The sequence below is a fragment of the Saccharopolyspora sp. genome (assembly GCF_017434145.1).
Lineage (GTDB): Bacteria > Actinomycetota > Actinomycetes > Mycobacteriales > Pseudonocardiaceae > Saccharopolyspora_C > Saccharopolyspora_C galaxeae.
Map to the genome: position 1 here is coordinate 1 of NZ_JAFRFW010000897.1, position 12,077 is coordinate 12,077.

Sequence of the window (12,077 nt, forward strand, 5' to 3'; positions counted from 1 at the left end):
ACCAGTGTGGCCGTTGAACTCGGCGCCCGCGCCCATCACCCGATCGCACGGACGACCGGCGCGGGGCGGATCAGGACTGAGCGGCCTGCTCGTTGCTCTGCGGCGTGCTCTCGCCCTCGCTGGAACCGGTGGTCAGCAGCTCCTGCTCCCACTCGGCCAGCGGTTCCTCACCGGCGCCGGGCTGCTGCTTGTCCTCGCCCTAGACCGCGCCGTTGCTGCGGCCGCTGAGGGACATCAGGCCGTCCGCGACACCGTCGGCGAGCACGCGGGTCAGCAGCGCGGCGGACCGGATCGCGTCGTCGTTGCCCGGGATCGGGTAGTCGACCTCGTCCGGATCGCAGTTGGTGTCCAGGATCGCGACCACTGGGATGCCCAGCTTGCGGGCCTCACCGACGGCGATGTGCTCCTTCTTGGTGTCCACGATCCAGATCGCGCTGGGGACCTTGGACATGTCGCGGATGCCGCCGAGGGTCTTCTCCAGCTTGTCCTTCTCGCGGGTCAGCATCAAGATCTCCTTCTTGGTGCGACCCTCGAAACCACCGGTCTGCTCCATGTTCTCCAGCTCCTTGAGCCGCTGGAGACGACGGTGCACGGTCTGGAAGTTCGTGAGCATCCCGCCCAGCCAACGCTGGTTGACGTAGGGCATGCCGACCCGCAGGGCCTGCTCGGCGATGGCCTCCTGGGCCTGCTTCTTGGTGCCGACGAACAGGATCGTCCCGCCGTGCGCGACCGTCTGCTTGACGAAGTCGTAGGCCCCGTCGATGTAGGACAGGGTCTGCTGCAGGTCGATGATGTAGATGCCGTTGCGCTCGGTGAAGATGTAGCGCTTCATCTTCGGGTTCCAGCGCCGGGTCTGGTGCCCGAAGTGCACGCCGCTGTCGAGCAGCTGCTTCATGGTGACGACGGCCATGGCCTTGTTCGCACCTCGTGTGTCGGGCGCGCCGCCGGGGCGGCGCGCGATTCGGTTGCCGCGGCAGGCCGGGTGACCTGCCGCCCTGGTGTCCGCACCGGTTTCCCCACCCGGGCCGGCTTCTGCCGGTCCGGGACCGCGAGGTCGCCGCTGCGCATCGGGCCCGTGCACCGCTCCGCCGACCGCGCCCGGCCGTACCGGACATGCGGTGATCGATGGAAGAACGGTTATTTCGGTTGCCCGATGTCGACGCGCGGACACGCGAAGTCGGATCGTGCGCACACGAAACCGCGATTGCAGTGTACTCGACGTGCAAACCCCGCACCGTTGAGGTAGCGGATTGTCCACAGGTCCTCGGCCGGTCCACAGATTCCGGAACGGACCCTGTCCCGCCGGTCCGCAGCGGGCCACCTTGGAAGCATGTTGATCGCCGATAGGTGCCGCGCATGGTCCGCCGCGCTCGGCCTGGTGTCGCCGCTGCTCGTGCTGCTGATGCTGCCCGCAGCCGGAGTAGCGCAGCGAACATCACCGGCAACGATCGAGCCCGCACCGGAATTCATGCGGCCGCTGGCGTCCGCGGCTCCCGTGCTGCGGCCGTTCGAGCCGCCCAGCAGCGAGTTCGGTCCCGGCCACCGGGGAGTCGACCTGGCCGGTGCGGCCGGCGAGCAGGTGCGCTCGGCAGGCGCGGGCACCGTGCGCTTCGCGGGCGTGCTCGCCGACCGGCCGGTCGTGTCGATCGAGCACTCCGGTGGTCTGCGGACCACCTACGAACCGGTGCGCGCCACCGTTCAGGCCGGGCAGGCGGTGGCACCCGGCCAGCCGATCGGGGCGCTGGACCCCGGGCATCCGGGCTGTCCGGCGGATGCGTGCCTGCACTGGGGCGTGCGGCGCGGGCCGGAATACCTCGACCCGTTGGGCTTGCTCGGCGGTGGCCGGGTGCGGCTGCTGCCGTGGGACGCGGCGGATCAGGTCACTGCTGCGGCTCGGTGAGCTTGCTGCGCAGCCGCAGCACGGCCCGGGTGTGCAGCTGGCAGACCCGGGACTCGGTCACGCCGAGCACCTTGCCGATCTCGGCCAGCGTCAAGTTCTCGAAGTAGTACAGGGTGACCACGACCCGGTCCCGGTCGCTGAGCCGCTCGACCGCCTCCGCGAGTTGCCTGCGGCTGTCCCGGTCCACCAGCGCCGCGACCGGATCCTCGGCCCGATCGTCGGGCAGCGTCTCGGCCAGCGATGCGGTGCCCTTGCCCGCGCTGATCAGGTCGTCGAGCGCGACCACGCTGGTCATCTGCAGCTGCGCGAACAGCTCGCGCAGCTCGTCCGGGGAGACTTCGAGCTCGTCGGCGACCTCGGTGTCGGTCGCAGTGCGCTGCAACTTCGCTTCCAGCCGTTCCAGTGCGCGTTCCAGATCGCGCGCTCTGCTGCGCACCGAGCGCGGCACCCAGTCCTGCGCGCGCAGGTCGTCCAGGATCGCGCCGCGGATGCGTTGCATGGCGTAGGTCTCGAACTTCAGGCCGCGCTCCGGCTCGAACTTCTCGATCGCGTCGACGAGTCCGAAGATGCCGGACTGGATCAGGTCGGAGACCTCGACGTGCGACGGAAGGCCGGTGCCCACACGCCCGGCCACGTACTTCACCAGCGGCGCGTAATGCAGCACCAACCGGTCGCGCAGCGAATGATCGCGATGCTCGCCGAACGCCTGCCAGAGCGCGACGATCCCCGCCTCGACCTCGTCGGCGCTGCGCTGGTCGTCCGCACCGACGAGGTAGGGCAACGACTGCGGTGAAGCGGTCGGCGCTTTGTCCCGGATGTTCCCGATGTCCGCGCCGTTGCCGAGGTCCCGGCCGTTCCCGATGTCCCGGCCGTTGCCGATCTCCTGGCCGTTCGGGGCCCGGCCGTTCGCCGCGTCCCGGTCTTCCCCGGTTCGTGTTCCGCCACTTGATCGGGTGACGGTGTGTTCGCCGTTGCGGCTGCCGTTGACTCGGCGCTCGCCGGTCGAGGCGTTCGGATCGTGGCCGTCCGGGACGTCTTGCGGTGCCGGATCGCCGTGCTCGTACGGCTCCGACGTGGTCGATCTCGATGTCGCTTCCGCGGCCGCGGTGCGGGCACCGCCCCCGGCGTCGTCAGGAACGGGGGTGGGTTCGGTCATGGATCGCCTTCAGCCGGTCGACGGTCACGTGGGTGTAAAGCTGGGTCGTTGCGAGCGTAGCGTGACCAAGCAACTCCTGAACGCTACGGAGGTCCGCTCCCCCTTCGAGCAAATGGGTCGCGGCCGAATGGCGCAGGCCATGCGGTCCGATCTCGGTGGCTCCCGGCACCGCGTCGACCGCGTCGTGCACAACGCGGCGCGCAGCGCGCTGATCCAGCCGGCCACCGCGCACGCCGAGGAACACCGCGTCGCCCGAACGCTCGGTGCGCAGTTTCGGGCGACCGGCCGACAACCAGCGCCCGAGCGCTTGATCCGCAGGTACCCCGAACGGCACGGCCCGTTCCCGGTCACCCTTGCCCAGCACGCGCAGCAGACGCCGCTCGTGGTCGATCTCGGCCAGGTCCAGCCCGCACAGCTCGGAAACCCTCACCCCGGTGGCGTAGAGCAGTTCCAGCAGCGCGTGATCGCGCAACGCGACCGGGTCACCCTGCTCAGCGCCGCCGGCCGAGGCCGACATCGCCGAACCCGCCTGCTCGGCGCGCAGCACCGCGGGCAACGTCCGCTGCCGCGTCGGTGCGGCCAGCCGCGGGCCCGGGTCCGCGTCGAGCAGGCCGTCCCGGTGCGCCCAAGCGGTGAACGTGCGCGCCGAAGCCGCCCGGCGCGCGAGCGTCGCCCGGCCGATTCCCGTGGCATGTTGTCCGGCCAGCCACGACCGCAAGGCGGCGAGCGTCACCGTCTCCAGGCCGGGCTGCTCGTCCGAACCGGCGGCGACGCCATCCAGCAGGGACACGACATCACCGACGTAAGCGCGGACGGTGTGCGGCGACAATCCGCGCTCGGTCGCGAGATGCCGTTCGAAGCCGTCCACCGCCGTACCGAACGGGCCGGGGAGGTTCGCCCGTGCCGCGCGCAGGTCGGGCCGCGGGGTGGAGTCGGACGGTCTGCGAGCCATGCCGCAAACGCTCGTCGGTGGATGTGAACTGGTCAAGAGGGCCACGCCGTGAACAGGCTCGCATCCGGCAAACCGCGCCGACCGTCGAGCGCTCACCTGCTGTTTCTCATCCAGCCACCCTCCTTTCGCCGCACGAGTCCGGCGAGTTCCATTTCTGGCAACAATGCACGAACGGTGCGCAATGGAAGACCGCATTCGCGGGCAAGTTGCTCCGAACTCGCACCATCGCGAGCAATTACTGCATCATGCAGTTTTCTGGTGCACGGATCGAGTGCGTCGGAGCTGCGTGCCTGCGGTTCGGGATCGACCGGCGGCGCGGCACCGAGCGGGTTGATCATCTCGAGCACCTGCGCGGTCGAGGTGACCAGCACCCCTTGCCGGAACGGATCATGTCGTGGCAGCCCACCGAGTTCGCCGAGGTCACCGGCCCGGGTAGGGCCATCAGCGGCAGGCCGAGCAGGTCGGTGGTGTTCGCGGTGTTGGCCGCTCCGCTGCGCGCACCGGCCTCCACCACCACCGTGCCCTGCCCGCAAGCGGCGATCAGCCGGTTGCGGACCAGGAAGCGATGCTTGCGCGGCGGAGTCCCGGGGGCGTACTCGCTGAGGACCACGCCTTGCTCGGCGACGCTGCGCAACAATCTGCCGTGACCGGCGGGATAGTCGACGTCGATACCGCAGGCGAGCAGGGCCACCGTGGTCCCGTCCGCGGCCAGCGCACCGCGATGCGCGGCACCATCGATGCCGTAAGCGGCACCGGAGACCACCGCGCACCCGGTCGACGCCAACCCGTGGCCGATCTCGGCCGCCAGGTGCTCGCCGTAGCCCGAGGCCGCACGCGCGCCGACCACCGCTGCCGAGAACCGCAGGGCCACGGACGGATCCGCCCGGCCCCGCGCCCACAGGGCCAACGGCTCCGCCACCCCCGCGACGCCGATCTCGGTCGCTGCCGCCAAGATCGCCACACGTTCCGCCGGCCACTCCGGATCCTCCGGAGTGAGCAACCGCGCGCCCGCGGCAGCACCGGCCGCCAACGCCGCCTCGCCGGAGACGTGCTCGCGGCGCGCCTCGACCTCGTCGGCTACGGGGGAAGGAGTCGTTCCCCGGCTGACCAGCAGGGCCGCGCGGACGACACCGTGCTCAGCCACGAACGCTCCGAGCGCGGGTGCCGGAGGCTCCGCGACCGCCGACAGGTACGCGCGCGCGACCCGTGTCGGATCGTGTTGATCCTGCGCAGACGACATGGTCATGTCACCTCCCGCCCGTCTGCTGCTAGTGCTGATGGATGAGCTGCCCGCGACTCGGAACCAGGTGGGCGGTGCCCCGGTGATTCCCGGCCGGAACCGGCACGACGATCGACTTCCGGGTCGTGCGGCGCGGTGTGCAGGTGCGATGGCGCAACACCCACCCACGGGCCGCCGAAGCCTTCGTTGCAATGCAAGAAGGAGTGGCGCGTTTCGGCCTGCTTGCACGGGCAGGTGCCCGGGCGCCGCCTTACCGCGTTCAATGGACACTCCTTTCCCGGAAATCGAGCGCGGACGCAACGTGTTCCGCGCTCGGCGCCGGGCTGGCGTCCAGATCGGCCAGCGTCCACGCCACCCGCAGGCACCGGTCTGCTCCGCGAGCCGTCACCGCACCGAGATCGAGCCCCCGGTCCAGCAACGCCGTGGTCGCCTCCGGCAGGGCGAACTCGCGCCGCAGCAGCGGCCCCGGCACCTCCCCGTTGGTCCGCCACCCGTGCGCGGACCAGCGCTCGGCGGCCAGCGCCCGCGCCCGGGACACCCGTTCCCGCACGACCTCGGTCGATTCCGGCTGCCGATCGGGTTGCATGGTCATCGCCGTGACCGGCCGCATCCGCACCCGCATGTCGACTCGGTCCAGCAGCGGCCCGGAAAGCTTGCCGAAATACCGCCGCCGCACCTGCTGCGAGCAACAGCAGTCGCTGTCCCGGGCCGGTGCGCACGGACACGGATTCGTCGCCAGCACCAGTTGGAACGCGGCCGGGTAGCGCAACGTGCCGTCCCGGCGGGACAACCGCACCTCGCCGTCCTCCAACGCGGTGCGCAGTGCTTCCAGCCGTTTGGTGCCGAACTCGCAAGCCTCGTCCATGAACAACGTGCCGCGGTGCGCGCGGCTGACCGCGCCAGGCCGGGCCAGCCCCGCTCCGCCGCCGATCAGCCCCGGGATCGAGGTGGAGTGGTGCGGCGCGACGAACGGCGGATCGGTCACCAGCGGTGCCGCACCGGCGAGCTCACCGGCGACCGAGTGGATCGCGGTGACCTCCAGCGCTTCCTGCCTGCTCAACGTCGGCAGCAGGCCGCCGAGCCGCTGCGCCAGCATGGTCTTGCCGGTTCCCGGCGGGCCGACCATGAGCAGGTGGTGGCCACCGGCGGCGGCCACTTCCAGCGCCCACCGCGCCTCCGGCTGGCCGAGCACGTCCGCCAGGTCCGTCCTGGCCGCGGCGGATTCGTCCTGCTGGACCGGTTCCGCCGGGAAGTGGTCGAGTTCGCCTTGCTCCCGCAGCCACGCGATCACCTCCCGCAGGTGGGAGGCACCGAACACCTCGACGTCCTCGACCAGCTGCGCCTCCGCAAGACCGCTCGCAGGCACGATGGCGCGGCGCACGCCTTCCCGCCGTGCTGCGAGCAGCCCGGGCAGCAGCCCGCGAACCGAGCGGATGCGTCCGTCCAGCGCCAGTTCACCGAACAGCACCGTGCCTTCCAGCCGGTGCGGCGGCACCTGTTCCGCACCGGCGAGCACCGCGCACGCGAGCGCAAGGTCGTAAGAGGTGCCCGCTTTCGGCAGCGCCGCCGGCGACAGCGCCAGCGTCACGCAGCTCTTCGGCCAGTCCTCGCGGCAGTTCTGCACCGCCGCGCGGACGCGGTTCTTGGACTCCTGCAACGCCGTGTCCGGCAGGCCCAGCAGCTGCACGCTCGGCAGGCCGCCCTTGCGCACGTCCGCTTCGATCTCCACCAGCGCGCCGTCCACGCCGAACAGCGCGACCGCCCAAGTCCGTCGCAGCACCATTCAGAACACCCCCGGCAAATGCTCGAGGGACGGGCGCCCACGCGGCGGCCACAGGATCGAGATGACGTCGAAGCGGACCGGGCAGCCGGTGAGCTCGCGCTCCGCGAGCCACGCGCGCGCCAGTTCCCGCAGCCGCCGCACCTTGTTCGGCCCCACCGCGTCCAGCGGCGCCCCGTAGTCGACGCCGGATCGGGTCTTGACCTCGCAGAAGATCGCCTGTTGCCCGTCGGTCGCGACGATGTCGAGTTCGCCCTGCGGGCACCGCCAATTCCGCACCAGCACCGCCAACCCCTGCCGCTGCAGGTGTTCGGCCGCCAGCCGTTCACCTGCGCGCCCCAGCGCGTGCTTGCCGTATCCGTCCACATCGGACAAGGCGCCGAGCAGCGGGCTGTAATCGAGCGTTCGAGCCATGGTTTCCCTCCGGGAATGCGAGGCGGAACGCGGCAGCGGAGAAACCGAACCGCGCAACGACCCCGATCACCCGGGGCCGCCATCTCCAAACTGCCCCGCGGCGCGCAGCGCCACCAGACTCAATTGGGAAATCTGTGGATGAACAGCAAGCCTGTGGACAACTCACCGGGCGAGCCCGCGCAGCAAAACGGGCGGCCGCCCACGGCGACCACCCGTTTTCCCCAGCAGGTGCGGCGGCCGAACCGGCCGCGGACAGCCTCAGCTCCCGAACGGACCGTTCTCCGGCAACCGCAGATCCGGCTTGTCCAGCTCCTCCACGTTCACGTCCTTGAACGTGATCACCCGGACGTTCTTGACGAACCGCGCCGGCCGATACATGTCCCAGACCCACGCATCCGACATCGCGACTTCGAAGTAGACCTCCGAGTCGGAATTGCGGACCTGCACGTCCACCGCATTGGCCAGGTAGAAGCGCCGCTCGGTCTCCACGACGTAATTGAACTGCCCGACGATGTCGCGGTACTCCTTGTAGAGCTGCAGCTCCATCTCGGTCTCGTACTTCTCGAGATCCTCGGCGCTCATCGCAGTGCGGGCCGCCCTTCTAGATCGCCGTTGCCCTTACGTTCCCCCATTGTCCACCACATCCTCGTCCGAAGCATCGAACAAACCGGGCTTACTGGTCACGGTGCGTGGCGAGCGCATGCCGTGCAGGCGCGCGGCGCCGACGACGTTCGAATAGCACCAGCGGTGCTCCGGACTCGGCCCGTGCTCCTCCAGCCGCGCCGTGTGATCCGGCGTGCAATAGCCCTTGTGCTCGTCGAGGCCGTACATCGGCAACCGCTCGTGCAGCTCGCGCATGATGCGGTCGCGGGTGACCTTCGCCAGCACCGAGGCCGCCGCCACGCACGCCGCGACCAGATCGCCCTTGAGCACCGCCACGCTCGGCGCCGCGAGCCCCTGCACTCGAAAGCCATCGGTGAGCACGTAGCCCGGGTGCACCGGCATCCGCGCCACCGCCCGGCGCATACCTTCCAGGTTCGCCACGTGGATGCCCAGCGCGTCGACCTCCTCGGGCGGGATGACGACGACCGAGGACGCCACCGCGCGGCGGGTGATCACCTCGTAGAGCCGCTCCCGCTCCGCCTCGGCGAGCACCTTGGAATCGGTGAGCCCGGCGAACCGCTTGCCGTCCCCGGCCTTGAGCACGCACGCCGCCACCACCAACGGCCCGGCGCACGCGCCGCGACCGGCCTCGTCGACGCCGGCCACCGGCCCGAGCCCGCTGCGGTCCAGCGCGCTCTGCAGCGCCCAGTTGCCGCTGCTGCGGCGGATCACCGGCCGTGGTGGCCGCCATTCCGCCGCAGCGGGCGCGAACCGCGCCCCCACGGTCAGTGCCGCCTCCGGGCACGCCGGTCGGACACCACGGCGGTGACCCGCCGGCCCGCCCACAACACCGGGAACGCCGCGGCGAACCCGACGCCTGCGGGCACTCCTGCCTGCCACGCGGGCGCGCCCAGCGCGTCGGCCTGCGGATTCGGTTCGGGGATGCTCTGCCAGCGCGTCGGCGGCAGCACGATGACCTGCGCCTTGCCGATCACGTTGTCCACCGGGACGGTGCCGTTGACGCCGCCGCCGCCTTGGTACCGCGAGTCCTGCGAGTTCCCGCGGTTGTCGCCCTGCACCCACAAGCGTCCCTGCGGCACCGTCACGGGCGCGAACGCCTCGTGCCGTTCCCCCTCGCCGGGCTCCCAGTAGACGTAGGGCTCATCGAGCGGCTTGCCGTCGACCAGCATCCGGTTCTGCGGGTCGCAGCACGACACGGTCTGGCCGCCGGTGGCGATCACCCGCTTGACGAAGTCCTTCTCGTCCGGCGACCCGAAGCCGAGCAGCGACAGCGCGCCCTGGAAGAAACCGGCGACCGGGTTCGACGCCTCCGGCACGTTGAACTCGTTGTTGCCCCAGGTCTCCGGCCCGCGGAACACGACGACGTCGCCGGGTTCCGGGTCGGTGAACCGGTAGGACACCTTGTCCACCAGCACCCGGTCGTTCTGGCAGCCGTCGCAGCCGTGCAGCGTCTGCTCCATCGACTGGGACGGGATGACGTAGACCCGGGCGAGGAAGGTCTGGATGAGCACCGTGAGCACCAGCGCGGTGACGATCAGGATCGGCAGCTCGCGCCAGAAGGAGCTCTTCCGCTCCCGCTTGCGGCGGGAGCGCCGCCCGAAGCGGCCCTTGCCGCCGCCTTCGCGGTTGTCGGCAGGCCCTTCCTGGGGCTCTTCCTCTGGTCCGGTGGAGCGCATGACGTCGGCCACGCGGCCAGGCTACTGGAACGGCACCGGCGCCCGGCGCGCTCCCCCTGCGCGCGCCCGGTCCGTCCGGATCGCCCAGGAAACCGGATGACGTGCGAATTCGCCGATCATTGAGCGCTCGCGCGGAGTTCGACCGGTCCGCGGCGGGGTGCGATGCGGCTCATCCCATCCCGTCGTTCACTCAAAAGTGGATCAGTGCGCGCGAAAACGGCCCGGATGCCGCAGCACCCGGGCCGTTTCCGGAATCCTCGCCGCTAGCGCGGGCTCAGGAGGAGACGGGCTCGCGCCGCTCCTTGATCTTGGCGGCCTTGCCGCGACGCTCGCGCAGGTAGTACAGCTTCGCCCGGCGGACCCGGCCGCGGGCAGCGACCTCGATCTTGGCGATGTTCGGGCTGTGCACCGGGAAGGTGCGTTCCACGCCGACACCGAAGGAGATCTTGCGGACGGTGAAGGTCTCCCGGACACCGTCGCCCTGGCGCCGGATCACAGCGCCCTGGAAGACCTGGTTCCGCTCGCGCGAACCCTCGATGACGCGGACGTAGACCTTCAGCGTGTCGCCAGGCCGGAAGGCCGGGATGTCGGAACGCAGCGACTGGGCGTCCAAAGCGTCCAGGGTGTTCATCGGTGGTCCGTCCTCATCCGTGTCGTAGGCACCCGTGTTCTCGCGCTCCATGGCCCGGCCTGACCGCGGCCACCGCCTGACACGGGGGTGAGCTTGCATTGGTGCGCGCCAGCACAGAATCCGGCTGCAGCAACCGGTCAAGTGTGCCAGACGCGCAGGCAGCCGCCGGAACCGGCCCCGGTGCAGCGGGTGCGATCTCAGTCGTTCCCCTGCTGCGCGGAGTCCTCCGGGGACTGCGCCTCGTCCGCGCCCAGTGTATCCAGCAGCGCCCGGTCCTTGACGTCCAGGGCCTCCGGTGGCAGTGCCGCCAGCAGGTCCGGGCGGCGTTCGCTCGTGCGCCGCAGCGCCTCATCGCGGCGCCACCGCGCGATCGCGGCGTGGTTGCCGGAACGCAGCACGTCCGGCACGGCACGCCCGCGCCACACCTCCGGGCGGGTGTAGCTGGGGCCTTCGAGCAGGCCGTCGGAGAAGGAGTCCTGCTCCGCGGAGGCGGGATTGCCCAGCACGCCCGGCAGCAACCGGGCCACCGACTCGATCATGGTCAGCGCCGCGACCTCACCGCCGACCAGCACGTAGTCGCCGATGGAGACCTCTTCGACCGGCATCCGGCCGGCCGCGTCCTCGACCACCCGCTCGTCGATGCCCTCGTAGCGGCCGCAGGCGAACACCAGCCACGGTTTCGCCGCCCAGCGGACCGCCGTCGACTGCGTGAACGGACGCCCCGCCGGCGTCGGCACGACCAGCGTCGGCTGTTCCGCGCCGGAACCGCACACCGCGTCCAGGGCTTCGCCCCACACGTCCGGTTTCATCACCATTCCCGGACCGCCGCCGTAGGGGCTGTCGTCCACGGCGCGGTGCACGTCGTGGGTCCAGTCCCGCAGGTCGTGCACCCCGACGGAGATCTTCTCGCGTTCGATCGCCTTGCCCAGCAACGCCTGCCGCAACGGGGCCAGGTACTCGGGAAAGATGGAAATGACGTCAATGCGCAACGCTTGCGTTCCTTAGCGCTGGATGGCCTGACCTGCTCGGTCAGCCTTCGAGCAGCCCCTCCGGCGGGTCGAGCACGACCCTGCCCTGGGCGAGATCGACCTCGGGCACGATCTCGGAGACGAACGGCACGAGCTTCTCCTCGTCCTGCGGCGTACCCACGGACAGCAGCTCGCCGGCCGGGGTGTGCAGCACTTCGCGCACCACGCCGACCTCTTCGCCGGTCACCAGGACCACGCGGAGCCCTTCCAGCTCGTGGTCGTGGAACTCGTCCGGATCCGCGGTGGGTTCGAGCTCGTCCGAACCCACCGTCAGCAGCGATCCGCGCAACTGCTCGGCCGCCTCGCGGCCGGAGACTTCCTCGAAAACGACCAGCAGCCGCCCGGCGTGCGGCCGGGCGGCTACCACGGTGAGCTTCTGGGTGCGATCTTCACCCCGCCTCTGCACACCGAGTGCTGCCCCGGAGGCGAAACGCAGCTCCGGACTGTCGGGCAGCACTTCGACAACGAGTTCCCCACGAATGCCGTGCGGCTTGACCACTCGACCCACGGCCAGGGTGCGGGACTGTTGTTCGCGCATCTGCGTTCAGCGGTCGGTGTCAATCACGTCGACCCGGATGCCGCGACCACCGATGCCGGACATCACGGTCCGCAACGCGGTCGCCGTCCGCCCACTGCGGCCGATGACCTTGCCCAGGTCGTCCGGGTTGACGTGCAC

At 70.5% G+C, this 12,077-nt stretch carries 14 protein-coding genes and 1 pseudogene; 1 reads left to right on the top strand and 14 read right to left on the bottom strand.

Translation table 11 applies throughout. From position 1 onward, the window contains the following. Positions 1–70: 70 nt before the first annotated feature. A pseudogene (rpsB, locus tag IJH84_RS24255) lies at positions 71–910 on the bottom strand (30S ribosomal protein S2). A gap of 420 nt (positions 911–1,330) precedes the next feature. On the opposite strand from rpsB, the gene IJH84_RS24260 reads away from it, so the two are divergent. After that, the gene (locus IJH84_RS24260; RefSeq protein ID WP_233627350.1) at positions 1,331–1,900 is read left to right on the top strand and encodes a murein hydrolase activator EnvC; all 570 of its coding nucleotides are present in this window, start codon (positions 1,331–1,333) and stop codon (positions 1,898–1,900) included. On the opposite strand, the gene whiG is transcribed toward IJH84_RS24260, so the two are convergent. From whiG to IJH84_RS24320, 13 genes are all read right to left on the bottom strand, one after another. Then, on the bottom strand, positions 1,881–2,681 hold the full coding sequence (whiG, locus tag IJH84_RS24265) for an RNA polymerase sigma factor WhiG (protein ID WP_200070390.1): 801 nt from the start codon (positions 2,679–2,681) through the stop codon (positions 1,881–1,883). The two genes, IJH84_RS24260 and whiG, sit on opposite strands and share 20 nt — an antisense overlap. 349 nt (positions 2,682–3,030) lie before the next feature. Beyond that, positions 3,031–4,008, bottom strand: coding sequence for a tyrosine recombinase XerC (locus tag IJH84_RS24270; protein ID WP_295149493.1), 978 nt, complete (start codon positions 4,006–4,008; stop codon positions 3,031–3,033). Positions 4,009–4,100: 92 nt separating this feature from the next. Next, positions 4,101–4,346, bottom strand: coding sequence for a hypothetical protein (locus IJH84_RS29380; RefSeq protein WP_367269090.1), 246 nt, complete (start codon positions 4,344–4,346; stop codon positions 4,101–4,103). Next, positions 4,343–5,152 (bottom strand): DNA-processing protein DprA, encoded by an 810-nt coding sequence (gene dprA / locus IJH84_RS24275; protein WP_367269091.1) that lies wholly within the window; start codon positions 5,150–5,152, stop codon positions 4,343–4,345. Before dprA ends, IJH84_RS29380 begins: the two co-directional genes overlap by 4 nt. A gap of 355 nt (positions 5,153–5,507) precedes the next feature. Next, entirely contained in the window at positions 5,508–7,031 is a 1,524-nt protein-coding gene (locus tag IJH84_RS24280) for a YifB family Mg chelatase-like AAA ATPase (protein WP_200070166.1), read from the bottom strand. Continuing rightward, a complete protein-coding gene (locus IJH84_RS24285; protein ID WP_200070167.1) occupies positions 7,032–7,442 on the bottom strand; it encodes a YraN family protein in 411 nt (136 codons plus the stop codon). 258 nt (positions 7,443–7,700) lie between these two features. Continuing rightward, on the bottom strand, positions 7,701–8,024 hold the full coding sequence (locus IJH84_RS24290) for a DUF2469 domain-containing protein (protein ID WP_200070168.1): 324 nt from the start codon (positions 8,022–8,024) through the stop codon (positions 7,701–7,703). Between the two features lie 36 nt (positions 8,025–8,060). Then, on the bottom strand, positions 8,061–8,828 hold the full coding sequence (locus IJH84_RS24295) for a ribonuclease HII (RefSeq protein ID WP_295149479.1): 768 nt from the start codon (positions 8,826–8,828) through the stop codon (positions 8,061–8,063). Between the two features lie 2 nt (positions 8,829–8,830). After that, entirely contained in the window at positions 8,831–9,754 is a 924-nt protein-coding gene (gene lepB, locus IJH84_RS24300; RefSeq protein ID WP_295149482.1) for a signal peptidase I, read from the bottom strand. A 262-nt stretch (positions 9,755–10,016) separates the two neighbouring features. After that, complete coding sequence (gene rplS / locus IJH84_RS24305; protein WP_200070169.1) at positions 10,017–10,373, bottom strand: 50S ribosomal protein L19; 357 nt, start codon at positions 10,371–10,373, stop codon at positions 10,017–10,019. 197 nt (positions 10,374–10,570) lie between these two features. Continuing rightward, positions 10,571–11,362: a tRNA (guanosine(37)-N1)-methyltransferase TrmD gene (trmD, locus tag IJH84_RS24310; protein WP_295149485.1), complete on the bottom strand. Its 792-nt coding sequence runs from the start codon at positions 11,360–11,362 to the stop codon at positions 10,571–10,573. 40 nt (positions 11,363–11,402) lie between these two features. Continuing rightward, positions 11,403–11,939, bottom strand: coding sequence for a ribosome maturation factor RimM (gene rimM, locus IJH84_RS24315; RefSeq protein WP_295149488.1), 537 nt, complete (start codon positions 11,937–11,939; stop codon positions 11,403–11,405). A 6-nt stretch (positions 11,940–11,945) separates the two neighbouring features. Continuing rightward, the coding region (locus IJH84_RS24320; RefSeq protein WP_295149496.1) for a KH domain-containing protein at positions 11,946–12,077 on the bottom strand (132 nt) is incomplete at its 5' end.